Source organism: Pseudomonas hygromyciniae (assembly GCF_016925675.1).
Lineage (GTDB): Bacteria > Pseudomonadota > Gammaproteobacteria > Pseudomonadales > Pseudomonadaceae > Aquipseudomonas > Aquipseudomonas hygromyciniae.
Genome location: NZ_CP070506.1, coordinates 3,441,955 through 3,459,531, shown reverse-complemented (window position 1 = coordinate 3,459,531; position 17,577 = coordinate 3,441,955). Strand labels below are relative to the sequence as shown.

The 17,577-nt window shown below is 62.3% G+C and carries 14 protein-coding genes and 1 pseudogene; 11 read left to right on the top strand and 4 right to left on the bottom strand.

The features are described from left to right. Window positions 1–155 precede the first annotated feature (155 nt). Window positions 156–923 (top strand): AraC family transcriptional regulator, encoded by a 768-nt coding sequence (locus JTY93_RS15100; RefSeq protein WP_205475952.1) that lies wholly within the window; start codon window positions 156–158, stop codon window positions 921–923. 163 nt (window positions 924–1,086) lie between these two features. Here JTY93_RS15100 and JTY93_RS15095 read toward each other — a convergent pair whose 3' ends face one another. Beyond that, the gene (locus JTY93_RS15095) at window positions 1,087–1,923 is read right to left on the bottom strand and encodes an HAD family acid phosphatase (RefSeq protein ID WP_205475953.1); all 837 of its coding nucleotides are present in this window, start codon (window positions 1,921–1,923) and stop codon (window positions 1,087–1,089) included. Window positions 1,924–2,049: 126 nt separating this feature from the next. Here JTY93_RS15095 and JTY93_RS15090 point away from each other — a divergent pair, with 126 nt between their 5' ends. Together JTY93_RS15090 and JTY93_RS15085 are read left to right on the top strand one after the other, a co-directional pair. Continuing rightward, the gene (locus tag JTY93_RS15090) at window positions 2,050–4,197 is read left to right on the top strand and encodes a TonB-dependent receptor family protein (RefSeq protein ID WP_205475955.1); all 2,148 of its coding nucleotides are present in this window, start codon (window positions 2,050–2,052) and stop codon (window positions 4,195–4,197) included. A gap of 173 nt (window positions 4,198–4,370) precedes the next feature. Beyond that, window positions 4,371–5,009: a hypothetical protein gene (locus JTY93_RS15085; RefSeq protein WP_029293673.1), complete on the top strand. Its 639-nt coding sequence runs from the start codon at window positions 4,371–4,373 to the stop codon at window positions 5,007–5,009. Window positions 5,010–5,063: 54 nt separating this feature from the next. Here the strand turns inward: JTY93_RS15085 and JTY93_RS15080 are convergent, their stop codons facing one another. Then, the gene (locus JTY93_RS15080; protein ID WP_205518875.1) at window positions 5,064–6,269 is read right to left on the bottom strand and encodes an ISL3 family transposase; all 1,206 of its coding nucleotides are present in this window, start codon (window positions 6,267–6,269) and stop codon (window positions 5,064–5,066) included. A gap of 114 nt (window positions 6,270–6,383) precedes the next feature. Continuing rightward, window positions 6,384–6,929 carry a hypothetical protein gene (locus tag JTY93_RS15075; protein ID WP_205480231.1) on the bottom strand — a complete coding sequence of 182 codons (546 nt, stop codon included), beginning with the start codon at window positions 6,927–6,929 and terminating at the stop codon, window positions 6,384–6,386. A gap of 169 nt (window positions 6,930–7,098) precedes the next feature. Between JTY93_RS15075 and JTY93_RS15070 the strand changes: the two genes are divergently transcribed. Together JTY93_RS15070 and JTY93_RS15065 are read left to right on the top strand one after the other, a co-directional pair. Next, window positions 7,099–7,428, top strand: coding sequence for a hypothetical protein (locus tag JTY93_RS15070; protein WP_205480233.1), 330 nt, complete (start codon window positions 7,099–7,101; stop codon window positions 7,426–7,428). A gap of 590 nt (window positions 7,429–8,018) precedes the next feature. After that, a complete protein-coding gene (locus tag JTY93_RS15065) occupies window positions 8,019–8,267 on the top strand; it encodes a DUF1652 domain-containing protein (RefSeq protein WP_205480235.1) in 249 nt (82 codons plus the stop codon). Window positions 8,268–8,270: 3 nt separating this feature from the next. On the opposite strand, the gene JTY93_RS15060 is transcribed toward JTY93_RS15065, so the two are convergent. Then, window positions 8,271–8,633 carry an NUDIX hydrolase gene (locus tag JTY93_RS15060; protein ID WP_205480252.1) on the bottom strand — a complete coding sequence of 121 codons (363 nt, stop codon included), beginning with the start codon at window positions 8,631–8,633 and terminating at the stop codon, window positions 8,271–8,273. Between the two features lie 141 nt (window positions 8,634–8,774). Here JTY93_RS15060 and JTY93_RS15055 point away from each other — a divergent pair, with 141 nt between their 5' ends. The 6 genes and pseudogenes from JTY93_RS15055 (at window position 8,775) to JTY93_RS15030 (ending at window position 16,271) form a co-directional block, all read left to right on the top strand. Then, window positions 8,775–9,743: a Gfo/Idh/MocA family protein gene (locus tag JTY93_RS15055; RefSeq protein WP_205480237.1), complete on the top strand. Its 969-nt coding sequence runs from the start codon at window positions 8,775–8,777 to the stop codon at window positions 9,741–9,743. Window positions 9,744–9,850: 107 nt separating this feature from the next. After that, a complete protein-coding gene (locus JTY93_RS15050; protein WP_205480245.1) occupies window positions 9,851–10,489 on the top strand; it encodes a ribonuclease T2 family protein in 639 nt (212 codons plus the stop codon). 54 nt (window positions 10,490–10,543) lie between these two features. After that, a pseudogene (gene lexA / locus JTY93_RS15045) lies at window positions 10,544–11,163 on the top strand (transcriptional repressor LexA). After that, window positions 11,163–11,774, top strand: a complete 612-nt coding sequence (gene imuA, locus JTY93_RS15040) for a translesion DNA synthesis-associated protein ImuA (protein ID WP_169993078.1) — start codon at window positions 11,163–11,165, stop codon at window positions 11,772–11,774. The pseudogene lexA and the gene imuA overlap by 1 nt, the downstream one beginning before the upstream one ends. Window positions 11,775–11,781: 7 nt before the next feature. Then, complete coding sequence (locus JTY93_RS15035) at window positions 11,782–13,197, top strand: Y-family DNA polymerase (RefSeq protein ID WP_205480248.1); 1,416 nt, start codon at window positions 11,782–11,784, stop codon at window positions 13,195–13,197. Next, window positions 13,173–16,271 (top strand): error-prone DNA polymerase, encoded by a 3,099-nt coding sequence (locus JTY93_RS15030; RefSeq protein WP_205480250.1) that lies wholly within the window; start codon window positions 13,173–13,175, stop codon window positions 16,269–16,271. Before JTY93_RS15035 ends, JTY93_RS15030 begins: the two co-directional genes overlap by 25 nt. The last annotated feature ends 1,306 nt before the right edge of the window (window positions 16,272–17,577 follow it).

The following is a 17,577-nucleotide window of genomic DNA, read 5'->3' as shown; positions in this document are numbered from 1 at the left end:
ACAGTGAACCCATCAGCCCGCTGGCGATTGATGTTTTGCGCGGCTATCAATGACGAATTCAGCACAATTTCCGCAGGCGCAGCCGCACTCGACAGGGCCCTGGCCATCGGGCAATCTGCGGGCTCAGCGAGGCGATAAACGAGGCAGTGAACGGCATGATGCACAACGCGTTTGCAACCCTGTGCCAGGGCGGCGAGCAGCGCCCACACAGCCTCGAACAGATGCTGGCGGGCGTGGCCATGCTGTTGCCGATGCTCGACGTGATTCCCAATGCGACGATGTTTATCAAGGACGTGCAGGCGCGCTACGTCATGGCCAACCGCACCCTGGTGCAGCGCTGCGGCTTGAAAGATCGGCGCCCGTTACTGGGCAAGACCAGCGCCGAGGTGTTTCCCGCGCAGTTGGGGCCGGGTTACACCGAGCAGGATCGGCGCGTGCTGGAGCAGGGCCTGGTGCTGGAGGATCAACTGGAGTTGCACCTGTATGGCAGCCGCGAACCCGGTTGGTGCCTGACCCACAAATGGCCGTTGCACAACCACGAAGGCGCGATCATCGGCCTGGCTGGGATTTCGGTCGACCTGCAATCCGCCAGTGAGACCCACCCGGCCTATCAGCGCCTGGCGGCCGTGGACGAACACATCCGCGCCCACTTCAACCAGCGCGTGACCCTCGGAGAACTGACACGCATCGCCGGCATCTCGGTGGCGCAACTGGAGCGCTACTGCAAGCGCGTATTCCACCTGACGCCCCGGCAGATGATCCAGAAAGTGCGCCTGGAACATGCCCATCGCCTATTGCACACCGACCTGCCGATCACCGATGTGGCGTTGCAATGCGGCTACACCGACCACAGTGCATTCACCCGCCAGTTCAAGGCGTTGACCGGCTTTACGCCGCGTCAGTATCGCCAGGCCACCAGCTAATGAGTGGGCGCTGTGTGCCACCCCAAAACTCCGTGCCCGCTGCCACTCACTTGTGGGAGCGGGCTTGCCCGCGAAGGCGATGGTTCAGCCAGGTAGGTATCGACTGACCCACCGCCATCGCAGCGGTGCGGCGATCCGACAAGCCAGCTCCCACATCTGATCTTCATTGCTGCAACTGAAGGGCCTCCCGTTTGAAAAAACGCTTCTGCGCAAACGGTATCTCTTCACGGTCGCCATAGGGCGCGCTGTACCAGTTGCCGTAGGTTGGATTCGGTAGCAGGAACCAGCGCTGGCCAAACCAGCCCACATAAGGCTCCACCGCCTGGCGTTGGGCGGCCAGGGTGTTGTGTTCGGCCTGGACGAAATCCCCCAGGGAATCACCAGCCATCAACAGCACCCGCGCCTGGCTGGCGACCCATTGGCGTCGGCAGTTCTTGCCGTAGCCCGCCTGTTCACAGTGGCCGGTCGGGGTAGCGGCTGCCAGCACCTGCTCATTGCTTTCTACCGGGAAACCGCGCAAGCGCAGGTTGTCGACGGTGGCCTGGACCTGGCTGTGCTCACGGTTGGTCAGGTAATACACCTTGATCCCCCGTTGCTTGGCTGCCTGTAAAAACGCCACGGCACCGGGCAGGGCCTGGGCCTTGGCCTGGTCGACCCAGGTGTTCCAGCGGTCATAGGAGTAGACCTGGTTGCTGACGATGTCCCGGGCATTGAGCGGCACGTTGTCCAGGAGGGTTTCATCGATATCGACGATCACCGCCGGCGGCAAGCCGCTCAGGTTGCGCGGGGCAAAGGGCAGGGCGTCCCAGTCCTTGGTGGCCAGGGCCACGTCGAGTTGGCGGGTGGCGTCGGCGAACACCTGGCGATAGATCAACTCATGCTCGATGGAGGTTTGGGTCCAGAGCACCGCATCCAGTTGGTCGTTGGCCGGTGGGTGTTGTTGGCAACCGACCAATAGTGAAGAGAACAGGCAGATGCTGGCGAAGGTGAGATTGCGCATGAAAGGCTCGGCCTCAAGGGTTAAGGGGCGCTCAGGGCCAGCACATTAGCCTAATCGACGAGGTTTGTGCGTGACCTGCGTATGATCCGCGGCTTCCAACCGCAGACCTCTTCAAGGATTCGGCCCATGCGCCTGCGACAACCTTTGCTTGTTCTTTCCCCGCGCTCGCTCGGCTTGGCGGTTGCCCTGACATTTAGCCACCTGGCACAGGCCCAGGAGGCGCTGCAGTTGGCGCCGCTGCAAGTCACCAGCACAGAACTGAGCGAAGGCGAAGCGGCCCAGGCGCAACTCAAGCAGGTGCCCGGTGGGACCAACTACGTTGATATGGCGAGCGTCGGGCAGGGCCGGGTCAGCAGCAATGAAGATGTGCTCAAGTACCAGGCCGGCATCTACGCTAAGGCTGCGAACAACGAAGGGGTGAAAATCTCCATTCGCGGCTCGGGCATCAACCGGGGTCCCGGCAGTCATGCGTCCGGCCTGTATGAAACCATCGACGGCCTGCCACTTACCGGCCCCGGCGGTACGCCTTACGAACTCAAGGATCCGTTGTGGCTTAGCCGGGTTGAAGTGCTGCGCGGCGCCAACGGGTTTGATCGGGGCGCCTTGGCCCTGGGCGGGGCGGTCAACTATGTGACCCGCACGGGCTACGATGCCCCCAAGTTGCGCGTGCGCTATGAGGCCGGCAGCCATGGTTATGCCCAGCGGGAAATCAGTTCGGGGCAAGTGCTGGGCGATGCCGACTATTACATCAGCCTGACCGATGTCGAGTACGACGGCTTCCAGCAACAGAGCGCCGGCAGTGGCAAGGGTGTGGCGGCCAACTTCGGTTACCGGTTCAACCCGGACCTGGAAACGCGCTTCTATTTCCGCTACCGCGAAACTGCCAACGACAGCCCCGGCAAACTCACGCGCCAGCAGATCGAACACGGCCCGCGCGCGGCCAACGCCGTCAACCTGGCGCGCGACTCCAAGCGCTTGCAGCCGGGCTCGACGTGGATCGCCAACAAGACCACCCTGCAGTTGGACGATAACGCGCGCATCGAAGCGGGCCTGGTGTATCACGATTACCCGATGGACCTGCGCGAGGGCACCAACCGGTTGAAAGTGGCGTACACCGACATCAGCGGCACCTTGAACTACATCCGCCAGGACACGCTGCTGGGGCGCGACAGCAAGACCACGGTCGGCCTGCGCACTACCCAGGGGATGCCCAATAACGGCGTGTCGGAATACGTGCGCGTGCCCGCCGGCACCACGGCCACATTCGCTCCGGGTACCAAGACCCGTGACTACAGCTACCTGGGGTCGGATACGGTGTTGCATGTGAGCAACGACCTGGAACTGCTGCCCGACCTGTGGCTGACCACCGGGCTGGCAGCGATCTACACCCGCCGCGAAACCGAAGTCACTTACCCCGAGACCCATGCCCCCTTGAGCACCCACGACTGGGACTATGCGCCGCGCGTGGGGCTGCGCTATGACTTCAATCCGCAGTTGCAGGTGTATGGCAACCTGAGCCGCTCGGTGGAGCCGCCGCATGCCTGGTCGATGATCTGGGGTTCCAACAAGTTCTTCGCGAAAGACTCGGGCAGGCCGGAGGCGGGCTTGACCCGCGAAGGCGTGGAGCTGCAAAACCAGACCGCCACCACCCTGGAAGTGGGCGGGCGCGGCGAAGCCTGGTTTGGCCAGTGGGACCTGGCGTTGTACCACTCGCTGGTGCGCCATGAACTGCTCAGTGTCGAGACCCAGGCAGCTACGCCCAACACCTCGCAGGTGGTCGCTGAATCCAACGCCAGCCCGACCATCCACCAAGGCCTGGAACTGAGCCTCACCAGCCCGCTGTGGGACGGTGGCAATGCAGGCCGCCTGGCCCTGCGCCAGGCCTACACCTACAGCAACTTCCACTACCGCGACGACCCGCGTTTTGGTGACAACACGCTGCCCGGCATCCCCAAGCACTATTACCAGGCGCAGGTGCGCTACAGCCATCCCAGCGGCTTTTTCAGCAGCCTCAATGGCGAGTACTCCTCGCGGGTGGCGGTGGACTATGCCAACTCCTACTACGCATCAGCCTATGGCTTGTTGGGCGCCACCGTCGGCTATGACGCGCCGAAACAGGACTGGCAAGCCTGGATCGACCTGCGCAACCTGACCAACCAGCGCTACGCCAATACCGTGACACCGGGTTATGACGACCATGGCAACGATATGGCGCGCTCGACACCGGGCGACGGCATGGGTGTATATGCCGGGGTTTCCTGGAGCTTGCGTTAAGGCCCCTGTAGGAGCCGGCTTGCCAGCGATGAGCCCCCCAGGGATCAGTGGTAAACGCCGGCAGTTGATGAGGGTTTTTCCTACAACGGCCTTTTACCAGGGCCGTTGACTCTTTATCATCCGCCCCCAGCACCTCCGGCCATGGAGACGCTCCATCAACTAAGGAAGTCGTAATGCACATTGGAAAAATGCTGGGGTTGGCCCTGATGATGTTGGCAGTGAGTGGCTGCGCCAGCTTCACCAAGGACGAAGTCGCGCCAGTCACCCTGCCATCGAAGGCGAGTTTCGCCAACAAGCCGAACGTCTATGTCGACTTTGATTTTTATCAAGGCGAACCGACCAACGCTGCCGCTGCCGAAGTACCCCAGGCGCGGGATATGCTGCGTCCGCAACTGCAAAAAATCCTCACCGATTCCGGTCTGTTCGGCCGCGTGACCCTCGATGAGTTCCAGAAGCAGCCAGGCGACTACAGCCTGCGCCTGAAGGTCTACAACCATCCGCCAGGTGGTGGTCAGATGGTATTGGCCTTTATCAGCGGCTTCACCTTCACCATTATTCCGGCGCTGGGTACCGACCAGTACACCATGAGCCTGGAAGCCCTGGACCCACAGGGCCAGGCGCTGAGCAAAGGCAGCAATCATGATGCGATCAACACCTGGTTGGGTATCTGGTTTATCCCGATGATGGCCTACACGCCAAAAGAAGCGGTGACCGATACCTTCACGCGCCAAGTCAATGCGTTGCTCAAGCAGATGGTCGAGAGCAATAACCTCAAGTACTCGGCACTGGATGCCGGTGTGCCGCGGGCCTGATTCAGGCTGCAAAAAAAAGGGAGCCGGCTGACCGGCTCCCTTTTTTTTGGTTCTTCACGGATTACCGGGAAAGACGCTCTTGATCTTCATGAAAAAGAATTCGCTGTCCCGGTAGCCGTACGCCATGCGCTTGATGACCTTTATTCGGTTGTTTATTCCTTCCAACTGCCCCGTGTGCATCGGCCAGCGAACTCGGCTTATGACGCCTCTCCAGTAGTTTTTCAGCCTTTTGGCGAACTGGATCAGAGCAGGTATCTCGCTTTCATGGGCGTGACGCAACCATTGCTTCCAGGCCGATCTCCAGTCCCAGGCAGTACTCGGCGACCACAGCGTTTTGAGTTCAGCCTTCATCAAGTAGACCGTCATCAACGATTGATTGGCCGCCAGCAAATCATGCAAGTGAACCTGCTGCTCCGGCTTTTTCAGGTTCTCCGGGTTGCGTAGCAACAGCCATCGCGCTTGTTTGATGACCTTTCGAGCGGGCTTGTCATGACGTAGCCGGTTAGCTTCATCGACACGGACTCGATCAATCACCTCTCGGCCATATTTGGCCACCACGTGGAACAGGTCATAGATCACTCGCGCTTTTGGACAATGTTGGCGAACTTCCAGATCAAAGGCCGTGTTCATGTCCATCGCCACCGCTTCGATTCGAACACAACCCTCTGGCCCCAGTTCTTCGAAAAAGGGTCTGACCGCCGCCCGGCTGCGGCCTTCGCCGATCCACAGCACCCGCCGCGTATCCGCATCCAGCACCACACTCGCGTAACGATGACCTTTGAACAGCGCGAACTCATCCATCACCAGACGTCGCGGTTGCGCCTTCGGCAGGGCACTTAATGCCGCTTGCAAGGCTCGACGCTCTAGCAACCGAACGGTGTCCCAATGCAGTCCGAACATCTGCGCCACGTGTAGCGTGGGAAGACGCTCACAGGCTTGAATGACCGCCTCTGCCAGACGCCGCGTCATGCGGGCATAGCGATCCAACCAACTGACAGCTTCCATGCGTTTGCCACAGTCGCGACAACCAACGCGCCGGAGCAAAACGTTCAGGCGAACTGCGTGACCGAGAATGGGCAAATCGCGAATGACTCGCTTGCAATACTCATGCGTGGCTGAACAGGGTTTCTGGCACACGCCACAGGACGGGAATCGGTTGGCGTTGGGTGTCAGATCGATCTGGAGGTCGTCACCATCAGGCTTGATCGTGACGATAGAAAAGCCCTCCCAAAAGGGAAGGAAAGTATTAATATCGCGCATAAGAACGCCGGTTTGTTAGATGTGTTTGCTCGCACGAACATCATCAATCAAATCGGCGTTCTTGTTTCTGTGTTTCCCGGGATTCCGTGAAGAACCTTTTTTTTGCCTGGGTTTTTACTTGAGTGCCTGAATGAACAGCGGGTCGCTGTACAAGGCCTTGAGCAAGTCACGCACCAGCGGGTTATAGGCGTTCGCCGCATTCGGAATCGCAATCGGGCCGAAGAATGAACTGGACCACACGCTAGTCACTTCCTTGGTGGCGTCGTACACCGCTGCGTCGTCCTTGAACACGGTAAAGCGCGCGGCCAGTATGCCGTGGCCGGAGCCCACGCCAGCGGTCAGCTCGTTCTTCACCAGCAGTACGTCAAGGCGCTGAGGCGCGCTTTGATTCAGCAGGCCGGCCAGGGACAGTTCCTGAGTGAGTGCCGCCTGCACGTGGGCCGGGATACTGCCGGTGGGCGAGCTGATCGGATTGGCCCGGACCATCAACGAACCCTGGCCCGAGGCGGCAGTGACCTTGGCCTGGCTGATGGGTTGCAACGGCGGCGTCTGCTTGAGGCGCTGGACGTTGTCGAAATTGGGTTCGTATTGCGTCATGGTCACGCCGCAACCTTGCAGCAGCAGTAATACCAACGGGGCCAACATAAGAAACTTCTTCACGGCATTTCCTTGCGTGAGGGGGATAGGGGCGCGCGATTATGGTCAGGCGCGGGTAGGGCGGCAACCGTGGCGGTGAGGGAAGAACGTCAGGAAGGCATTTTGCTGGCCCCCATCTGTCGGAAGTTTCGCCAAAATCACTTTTATTTTCAGGTGGTTAGGTGGGATGCCAATGCGCAATGTAAAAATCACGCTGCTAGCCTTGGCCCTGGCCAGCGGGGCGGCCGCGGCCCAGGGCAAGGCGCTGCGTGAAGGGGATCGATACATGTGCAGTTGGGGTGCGGGCACGGCGGCCAGGGCCCAGGAGCTGAAGTTGGCTGGCGTTTCATTGTATGCGGCGAGGCAGAAGATCCAGCGCTACAAGTTCGACAAGTCCTGGATGCGCATGATGGCCATGGGCATCACCGAGCAGACCTATGACAGCCCGTCGCGTCTCAAACCGGCGGCAGTCCGTTCGAGCTTTTATGAAGAGTGCATGCGCTACAAGTTGGCGCGCAAATAGAAGGTCGCAAGACCTACCGCAGGAGCGGGCTTGCCAGCGAAAAGCGTCAACGATGACGCGGGGTGTCTGGCCCCCCGCGGTGCTCTCAGGTGCTTGGCCGGCAAGCCGGTTCCTACAAAAAACATCAGCTATGTTCAGCGATGTTTATTAACCTGATAGTTATTAAGGTTTTATTCCCGCAAGTTTTGAAGTTGCACCAAAAAGTGGCACTGAAAGTGTCGTGCTCCATAAAAAAATGTGTGGTTATTGAATGACTTAGCGCTGTTTCAATCCGACGAAAGGCTATTAATCAACTTGTTACAAGTTGTCTCAGTGGTTATTATTGCCGGGCGTTCACCTCCCACGGTTTATGCATTTTTAAATCCCAAGTTTCCATCAGCTACTTGGGATTTTTTTTGCCCGCGATTTGGCCTTCATACCGTGAACCCGGATGAACGTGCGTGGTTTTTCTGACGTCATTGCACCAGCGCTGTCGCGCAAAAATGTGGGGTAGCTAACACTTTCGTAGGATTGGCCACACGGGTTGCACAACCTGATCTACCCTGCATGAATCACGTCCATCGCGTCATGTGCGAGCAAGGGTGCCCAGGATGATTTCCATCGTTGATTTGAGCCGCATCATGGCGTCCGGTTTCGCCCCGCTGTCGTGTGACTGTCGCGTCAACTCCGAGGGTTTATTGACCATCCGCGTCTTCGAGCCCGAGTCCGGTCGCGTGGACCTGCTATTGACCGGCGTATCGCCCCAGGGCCTGAATAGTATCCGTGCCATCTCCAACCTGATCGGCGAGCTGCGCACCGAACTCAAAGCCGGGCGCCGTGGGTTTGCGGCATTCGGCTAGGTATCAGAGTCTGCGCAGAAACGAACGGACAATGCGCTTGGTAGCGTCGGTAGCGTCCAACTGCTCCAGTGCGCTGTAGGCATGCCATTGGCAATCGATGATTTCATTGCAGGGCCGGGCCTGGTCGATGTTCACCACCGAGGCTTCAAACACGTGATGCAGCGTGTCACTGGCCTTTAACTCCTGCAGATACAACAAACCATCTACGTTCAGCCCGGTTTCCTCTTGCAGCTCACGCTCGGCCGCGCCGACCGGGCGCTCATCGCGCTCGACCTTGCCGCCGGGCAACGCCCATTTCGACCTGGCCTTGCGCACGAACAGAATGTGCCCTTTGTGTTCGCAAATCACCGTTGCGCGTATTTTCATGGTCTGTGCCCCCGCAGCCAGATGATCGTCATAAAAGTGTAATGCAATTGTCATGCTTGGTCTTTATGGGGGGAGGCTGGAGACCGTGCAGGAAAACGCCGATACTGCCCAACTGAAAAAATACCGGTGAAGGAAAGTCAGATGAGCACCATCCGCTGGGGCATGATCGGTTGTGGCAGTGTTACTGAAGTAAAGAGTGGACCCGCTTTCTACAAAGCGCCAGGTTCGGCCCTGGTGGCTGTGATGGGGCGTCGTGAGGAAGCGGTGCGCGATTATGCGGCACGCCACGGGATTGCCCGGTTTTACACCGATGCCCAGGCGCTGATCGATGATCCCGAAGTGGATGCGGTGTACATCGCCACGCCACCGGCCAGCCACCTGGAATACAGCCTGCTGGTGGCGGCGGCGGGCAAGCATTGCTGCGTCGAGAAGCCGATGTCGCTGAATGCCGAGCAGAGCGCATTGATGCAGCGCACTTTCGAGCGGGCCGGGCTGCATCTGTTTGTCTCCTATTACCGGCGCTCTCTGCCGCGCTTCCAGCAGGTGCGTGCCTGGCTGCAAGAAGGGCGCATCGGCGAGTTGCGCCACCTGACCTGGACGTTGTGCAAGCCGCCAGCGCCGACGGATACCCATGCCAGCAACTGGCGCACGGATCCGGCGATTGCCGGGGGTGGTTATTTTGCCGACCTGGCCAGCCATGGTTTCGACCTGTTCCAGTACCTGGCGGGGGATATCGTCGAGGTCACGGGTTACACCGCGCGCCAGGCTGGGCGCTATGCGGCGGAAGACGCGGTCACCGCCTGCTGGAGCTTCAGCTCGGGCGCGCTGGGCATGGGCTGCTGGAACTTTGTGGCTGACCGGCGCGAGGATCGGGTCGAGTTGATCGGCAGCACAGGGCGTATCACGTTTTCAGTATTCGACGAGCAGCCGTTGCAGCTGCAAGCCGAAGTCAGCGAGACCCTGCATATTGCCCATCACCCCCATATCCAGTGGCACCACGTGCTGGGCATGAACGCCCATATTCGCGGCGAGAGTGTGCACCCGGCACTGGCGATCGAGGCCTTGAAGACCGACCGGATCATGGATCGGGTGTTGCAGCGCAAGCCCTGACTCTCACAGCTGTTGAGCTTTCGGCGGTGCGGCGGTGCGTTACCTGACTGCGTGACGGGGCGGTCGTTCATAACAATGGCCGCTCACTTTAATGAAGGATTGACTCGATGAAATGGAGAACCTCCTGGATCGCCCTGTGCCTGGTATTGACCGCCCTGGCTGATGCTGCCCCCCGCAATCAGGGACAGGCCGGCGACTTTGATTTTTATGTGTTGTCACTGTCCTGGTCGCCGACTTTTTGCCTGACCCACCCGCAGGACCAACAATGCACGGGCAAGGGCTACGGCTTTGTGCTGCACGGCCTGTGGCCACAATATGCGCGAGGCGGTTGGCCGGCATCTTGCCTGCCGCAGTCGCAGTTGTCGGCCGAGGAACTGACCAAGGGCATGTCACTGTTCGTCACCGAAAAACTGCTCAAGCATGAGTGGGCCAAGCACGGCACATGCAGCGGCGTGGAAGCATCCGAGTATCTGGACAAGACTGATACAGCATTGGGCGTGGTGCAGATTCCGCAGGCGTTCGAGCCCTTCAATGTGCCGGGCCCACTCGCAGCCAGGGACATTGAAGCTTTGTTTCGCGAGAGCAACCCCGGCATGGGGCGCCACGGCATGGCCGTGATCTGCAAGGGCAAGGTGTTGTCGGAGGTGCGGGTCTGCTTGAACAAGGAACTGCGCTTTGCCGGCTGCCCGAAGAGCATCAAGACGCAATGCCGGGGTGGCGAGATCCGCATTCCAGCCCAGCGATAGGTGGGCCGGCTTCTGACTAGCGGCTATTGTCAGAAATTTCCCACAGGAGTACAAATGTACTCCATGACGACTCTTACTCCCCCGCCGTTCCGCCATCCTGAACTTCATCCGCGAGCGTATCGCGCAGCAAGGTCAGCCGCCCAGCCTCGCCGAGATCGCCGAGGCCTTTGGGTTTGCCTCACGCAGTGTGGCGCGCAAACACGTGTTGGCGCTGACCGAGGCCGGTTTTATCGAGGTCAACCCGAACCAGGCCCGGGGCATTCGCCTGCTCAATCAACCAGTACGCCCCCGAATGGCTGGATGTCCCGGTGCTGGGCCGCGTCGCCGCCGGCCTGCCCATCGGCGCCGATGCCGAAGTGCACGCACGGCTGATGCTCGACCCTGCGACCTTTGCCCGGGTCCCGGATTACCTGCTGCGGGTCCAAGGTGACTCGATGATCGAAGACGGCATTCTCGATGGCGATCTGGTGGGCGTGCGACGCAGTGCCGAGGCGTTGAACGGGCAGATTGTGGTGGCGCGCCTGGATGGCGAAGTCACCATCAAGCGTTTTGAGCGAGTGGGCCACAGCGTCCGTCTGTTGCCGCGCAACCCCGCCTATCAACCGATCGTGGTCCGTCCCGACCAGGACCTGGCCATCGAAGGTGTGTTCTGTGGCCTGGTGAGGCCAGGCTGATGGGCGCCGTGGTTGCACTGGACTCGCTGTTCAATGGCGGGCGGGTCTGGAAGGGGCGGCCGGCCGCACCGCCGGCCAGTGTGCATCCCACCGGGCTTGCGGCCCTGGATGCGGTGTTGCCCAGCGGTGGCTGGCCGGAGGCGGCCTTGAGTGAAATCCTCGTGGCCCAGCAGGGCGTGGGCGAATTGCAACTGGTCTGGCCGACCCTGGCGCGGCTGTCGGCGGCCGGCGAGCGCATTGTGCTGGTGGCGCCGCCGTATACCCCATACCCCCACGCCTGGCAGAACGCCGGCGTAGACCTGCGCCAGCTCTCGGTGATCCAGGCCGATGAGCGCGATGCCTTGTGGGCGGCGGAGCAATGCCTGCGTTCCGGTAGTTGCGGCGCTGTGCTGTGCTGGCCGCGCAAGGCGGATGATCGGGCCTTGCGCCGCTTGCAGGTGGCCGCCGAGACCGGCCAGACCCTGGCGTTTGCCTGGCGGGCCCTGGGCGAGGCGATCAACCCGTCACCGGCCGCCCTGCGCCTGGCCGTCGAGCCGAGCCAGGTGCGGGTGCTCAAGTGCCGGGGCGGCCTGGCCCATCCCGCGCCGATTGCCCTGGCCCGCGGGCACTGAGGTTGATATGCGCTGGGTGTGTATTGTCTTCCCGCAATTGGCGTTGGACGGGGTCTTGCGTCAGCGCCCCGAGCCCGAGCAACCCCTGGCGTTGTTGGCCGGCCCGCCACAGCGCCGGGTGCTGCAAACCGTCAATGCCGCCGCCCGAGCCTTGGGCCTGCGCCCCGGCCAATCCCTGACGGCGGCCCATGCCCTGACCAAGGCCTTTGCCTGCGTCGAATACGATCCGGTGGATATCGACCGTTGCCAACAACTGCTCGCTGCCTGGGCCTATGGTTTCAGCTCCCAGGTCAGCGTGTTCTATCCGCGGGCCTTGCTGTTTGAAATTGAATCGAGCCTGGGCCTGTTCGGGCCGTGGCCGCTGCTGGAAGCACGCTTGCGCGAGGAACTGACCGACCTGGGCTTTCGCCACCGTATCGTCGCCGCCCCCAACCCGGCCGCCGCGCGCGTATTGGCCAATGCCTACGATGGCCTGGCCGTGGCCGATGCCGAGGGCCTCCAGCAAGCCCTTGGGCCGATGCCCATCGATCGCGTCGGCATCGACCCGCAAGCCGCCACGGCCTTGTCGCGCATGGGCCTGCGGACCCTGGCCCAGGTGCAGGCGTTGCCCCGGCATACCTTGGCCCGGCGGTTTGACGCAGGGTTGCTCAAGCACCTGGATGCCTTGATCGGGCAACGGGCGCTGGCCCTGGATTTCTATCAGCCTCCGGATCGTTTCGACCTGCGCATCGAATTGAATTTCGATGTGCAGTCTCACCAGGCCCTGCTGTTTCCCTTGCGGCGTCTGACCGGCGACCTGGCGGCGTTCCTCTGTGGCCGCGACAGTGGCGTGCAGCGTTTTGCCCTGCACCTGGAGCATGCCGAGGCGCCGGACAGCGTAATCACGGTTGGCCTGTTGAGTGCCGAGCGCGAACCGTCGATGCTGTTTGAACTGGCCCGTGGTCGCCTGGAACAGGTGCTAGTAGCCGCGCCAGTGCGTGGCCTGCGCCTGCTGGCCGAGGACCTGCCGGTGTTTGTGCCCCAGCGCCAGGACCTGTTCGACGAGCGCCCGCAGCAAACCCTGCCCTGGGCACAATTGCGCGAGCGTCTGCGGGCGCGTCTGGGGGATGAGGCGGTGCAGGGCTTGCGCTTTCATGCTGACCATCGCCCCGAGTGTGCCTGGCTGCCGGGCAGCGACAGCCGCGTCTGCCCGCCCTTGAACCCGGTGCAACGCCCTGGCTGGTTGCTCAAGGAGCCGACCTTGTTGGCCGAGCAGGGCATCCAGATCCTGCTGGGCCCGGAGCGCATCGAGTCCGGTTGGTGGGATGGCGCGGATATCCGCCGCGACTACTACCTGGTGCGCACCCGTGCCGGGCAGCAAGGCTGGGCTTATCGCACCGTGGGTGACAGCGCCGGGTTGTGGCTGCAGGGTTGGTTTGCATGATGCAGGGCTACGCCGAGTTGCATTGCCTGTCCAACTTCAGCTTCCAGCGCGGCGCGTCCAGTGCCCGCGAGTTGTGCGAACGCGCCAAACAGCAGGGTTATCACGCCCTGGCAATCACCGACGAATGCACCCTGGCCGGCATCGTGCGTGCCTGGCAGGCGGCCAAGGAGGTCGGGCTGGCGTTGATCGTCGGCAGTGAGGTGCGCCTGGAGAACGGCCCGAAACTGGTGTTGCTGGTGGAGAACCTACAGGGCTACCAGCACCTGTGCCGGCTGATCACCCAGGCCCGGCGTCGTGCCGAAAAAGGCCAGTACCGCCTGTTGCGCGAAGACTTCGCCGACCCGGTGCCGGGGTTGCTGGTGCTGTGGCTGGCCGAGGAGGGCGATACGCCTGCCGAGGGCCAATGGCTGTGCGAAACCTTCAATCAGCAGCTATGGCTGGCGGTAGAGCTGCATTGCGCCCAGGACGATGCCCATCGTCTGGCGCAGCGCCTGCAACTGGCCGCCAGCCTGGGGCTGCCGGCTGTGGCCTGTGGTGATGTGCATATGCATGTGCGCAGCCGGCGCGCCTTGCAGGACACCATGACCGCCATCCGTCACCATCTGCCGGTGGCACAAACCGGCCACCGCCTGCACCCCAATGGCGAGCGGCACTTGCGTAGCCTGGAGGCGATCGGTGCGCTGTATCCGGCGCACTTGCTCGAGGCGTCACTGCAGATCGCCCGCCGTTGCACCTTCGACCTGGGGCAGTTGCGCTATCAATACCCCAGGGAGTTGGTGCCGCAAGGGCACAGCGCAAAATCCTGGCTGCGCGCCTTGACCGAAGAGGGCATTGCCCGGCGCTGGCCCGAGGGGGTGTCAGCCAAGACCCTGGAGCAGATCGGTAATGAACTGGAGTTGATCAGCGACCTGGGCTACGAAAGCTATTTCCTTACCGTGCACGACATCGTGCGCTTCGCCCGCAGCCGTTCGATCCTCTGTCAGGGCCGTGGCTCGGCGGCCAACTCGGCGGTGTGCTTTGCCCTGGGCATCACTGAAATCGATCCCAGCCGGATGAACATGTTGTTCGAGCGCTTCCTGTCCCGGGAACGCAACGAGCCGCCGGATATCGATGTGGACTTCGAGCACGAACGCCGCGAAGAGGTATTGCAATACGTGTTCCAGCGCTATGGCCGGCGCCGCGCAGCCTTGACCGCAGTGGTCAGCAGCTACCACGGTGCCGGCGCGGTGCGTGATGTGGCCAAGGCCCTGGGCCTGCCACCGGATCAGGTCAACGCCCTGGCCGATTGTTGCGGGCGCTGGAGCGATGAAGCGCCGCCCCTGGAGCGCTTGCGCGAGGGTGGTTTTGACCCCGAGAGCCCGGTCTTGCGACGGGTCCTGGGCTTGACCCAGCAACTGATCGGCTTCCCGCGCCACCTGTCCCAGCACCCCGGTGGCTTCGTGATTTCCGAGCAACCGCTGGACACCTTGGTGCCGGTGGAAAACGCCGCCATGGCCGAACGTACCATCATCCAGTGGGACAAGGATGACCTGGACGCCGTGGGCCTGCTCAAGGTCGATATCCTCGCCCTCGGCATGCTCAGCGCGATCCGCCGCTGCTTCGACCTGCTGCGCCGCCATCGTCACCGCGACCTGACACTGGCGACGGTGCCCTCGGAAGATCCGGCAACCTACGCGATGATCAGCCGCGCCGACACCATCGGCGTATTCCAGATCGAGTCACGGGCGCAGATGTCCATGCTGCCCCGGCTCAAGCCCAAGACGTTCTATGACCTGGTGATCGAGGTGGCCATCGTGCGCCCCGGGCCGATCCAGGGCGGCATGGTGCATCCGTATCTGCGCAGGCGGAACCAGGAAGAGCCCGAGACCTATCCGTCGCCCAAGCTGGAAGCGGTACTCAAGCGCACGTTGGGTATTCCGCTGTTCCAGGAGCAAGTGATGCAGATCGCCATTGTCGCGGCGGACTATACCCCTGGCGAAGCTGACCAGTTGCGCCGTTCGATGGCGGCCTGGAAGCGCCATGGTGGCCTGGAGCCCCATCGCCAGCGGCTGCGCGCCGGTATGCTCAACAACGGCTACAGCGAGGCCTTCGCCGCCCAGGTGTTCGAGCAGATCAAGGGCTTTGGCAGCTACGGTTTTCCTGAGTCCCATGCGGCCAGTTTTGCCTTGCTGACCTATGCCAGTTGCTGGCTCAAATGCCATGAGCCGGCGGCGTTCGCCTGTGCTCTGATCAACAGCTGGCCCATGGGCTTCTACAGCCCGGACCAGATCCTGCAGGATGCGCGCCGCCATCACTTGCAGGTTCGCCCGGTGGACGTGACCGCCAGTGACTGGGATTGCAGCCTGGAACCCATCGACGGCGAGCAACCGGCGATTCGCATGGGTTTGCGCATGATCAGCGGCTTTCGCGAAGACGAGGGCCGGCGTATCGAAAAAGTCCGCCAGGCCGCTGGGTTTTGCGATATCGCCGACCTGGGCGAGCGCGCCCGACTGGACAGCCGGGCCCAGGAACTGCTGGCGGATGCCGGGGCCTTGCGTCAGTTGACCGGGCACCGGCATCAAGCGCGCTGGGACGTGGCCGGGGTGGAGACGCAACTGGGATTATTTGCCGGGGCGTCGAGCCCCCAGGAAGAGGCGGTGCAACTGCCGGCCCCCAGCGTCGGCGAAGACCTGTACGCCGACTATGCCAGCGTGGGCACGACCCTGGGGCCCCATCCCTTGGTGCTGTTGCGTGATCAATTGCGCGCGCGGCGCTGCCGCAGTTCACAGGAACTGCAGGCGGTGGAGCATGGGCGCAATGTCAGCGTTGCCGGCCTAGTCACCGGGCGCCAGCGCCCGGGCACCGCCAGCGGCGTGACCTTCGTGACCCTGGAAGACGAGTTTGGCAACATCAACGTGGTGGTCTGGCGCGACCTGGCCGAGCGTCAGCGCCAGGTGCTGGTGAACTCACGGCTGCTCAAGGTGGAGGGGCGCTGGGAAGCGGTGGGCGAAGTCCGCCATTTGATCGCGGGCCGCTTGAGCGACCTGACGCCACTGTTGGCGGGGATCAGCGTGCGTAGCCGGGATTTTCGCTGACGGGTACAACGCTCTTTTTTCAAAAAACACCCCTGTGGCGAAGGAGGCCTTGTTGTGGCGAGCTCGCCCCGCGCTACCACCAGACACACCGAGGTGGTAGGTTTTGGGGCTGCTGCGCAACCCAACGGGGGCGATACGGCGTTCCGGCAAGCCCCCTAGCCACAGGGAACTTGCAGCATCCTCGAACCTACTATGGACCACTAGCTTTATGTGGCGAGCGGGCTTGCCCCGCGCTGGGTGGCAAAGCCACCCCAATCGCCTCACCATGCTCCACCAGACACACCGAGGTGGCAGGTTTTGGGGCTGCTGCGCAGCCCACCGGGGGACAAGCCCCCTCGCCACAGGGAACTTGCAGCACCCTCGAACCTACTGTGGACCACTGGCTTTATGTGGCGAGCGGGCTTGCCCCGCGCTGGGTGGCAAAGCCACCCCAATCGCCTCACCATGCTCCACCAGACACACCGAGGTGGTAGGTTTTGGGGCTGCTGCGCAGCCCACCGGGGGACAAGCCCCCTAGCCACAGGGAACTTGCAGCACCCTCGAACCTACTATGGACCACTGGCTTTATGTGGCGAGCGGGCTTGCCCCGCGCTGGGTGGCGAAGCCACCCCAACCGCCTCACCATGCTCCACCAGACACACCGAGGTGGTAGGTTTTGGGGCTGCTGCGCAACCCAACGGGGGCGATACGGCGTTCCGGCAAGCCCCCTAGCCACAGGGAACTTGCAGCACCCTCGAACCTACTATGAACTACTGGCTTTATGTGGCGAGCGGGCTTGCCCCGCGCTGGGTGGCAAAGCCACCCCAACCGCCTCACCATGCTCCGCCAGATACACCGAGGTGGCAGGTTTTGGGGCTGCTGCGCAACCCAACGGGGGCGATACGGCGTTCCGGCAAGCCCCCTAGCCACAGGGAACTTGCAGCACCCTCGAACTTACTGTGGACCACTGGCTTTATGTGGCGAGCGGGCTTGCCCCGCGCTGGGCGGCGAAGCCACCCCAGCCGCCTCACCATGCTCCGCCAGACACACCGAGGTGGCAGGTTTTGGGGCTGCTGCGCAACCCAACGGGGGCGATACGGCGTTCCGGCAAGCCCCCTAGCCACAGGGAACTTGTAGCCCCCTCGAACCTACTATGGACCACTAGCTTTATGTGGCGAGCGGGCTTGCCCCGCGCTGGGTGGCGAAGCCACCCCAACCGCCTCACCATGCTCCACCAGACACACCGAGGTGGTAGGTTTTGGGGCTGCTGCGCAACCCAACGGGGGCGATACGGCGTTCCGGCAAGCCCCCTAGCCACAGGGAACTT

Coding starts and splice junctions, on each gene's coding strand:
- JTY93_RS15090 (WP_205475955.1), top strand. CDS start 2,050: ATGCGCCTGCGACAACCTTTGCTTGTTCTTTCCCCGCGCTCGCTCGGC.
- JTY93_RS15035 (WP_205480248.1), top strand. CDS start 11,782: ATGCGCTGGGTGTGTATTGTCTTCCCGCAATTGGCGTTGGACGGGGTC.
- JTY93_RS15055 (WP_205480237.1), top strand. CDS start 8,775: ATGAGCACCATCCGCTGGGGCATGATCGGTTGTGGCAGTGTTACTGAA.
- JTY93_RS15085 (WP_029293673.1), top strand. CDS start 4,371: ATGCACATTGGAAAAATGCTGGGGTTGGCCCTGATGATGTTGGCAGTG.
- JTY93_RS15080 (WP_205518875.1), bottom strand. CDS start 6,269: ATGCGCGATATTAATACTTTCCTTCCCTTTTGGGAGGGCTTTTCTATC.
- JTY93_RS15095 (WP_205475953.1), bottom strand. CDS start 1,923: ATGCGCAATCTCACCTTCGCCAGCATCTGCCTGTTCTCTTCACTATTG.
- JTY93_RS15100 (WP_205475952.1), top strand. CDS start 156: ATGATGCACAACGCGTTTGCAACCCTGTGCCAGGGCGGCGAGCAGCGC.
- JTY93_RS15070 (WP_205480233.1), top strand. CDS start 7,099: ATGCGCAATGTAAAAATCACGCTGCTAGCCTTGGCCCTGGCCAGCGGG.
- JTY93_RS15050 (WP_205480245.1), top strand. CDS start 9,851: ATGAAATGGAGAACCTCCTGGATCGCCCTGTGCCTGGTATTGACCGCC.
- imuA (WP_169993078.1), top strand. CDS start 11,163: ATGGGCGCCGTGGTTGCACTGGACTCGCTGTTCAATGGCGGGCGGGTC.
- JTY93_RS15060 (WP_205480252.1), bottom strand. CDS start 8,633: ATGAAAATACGCGCAACGGTGATTTGCGAACACAAAGGGCACATTCTG.
- JTY93_RS15065 (WP_205480235.1), top strand. CDS start 8,019: ATGATTTCCATCGTTGATTTGAGCCGCATCATGGCGTCCGGTTTCGCC.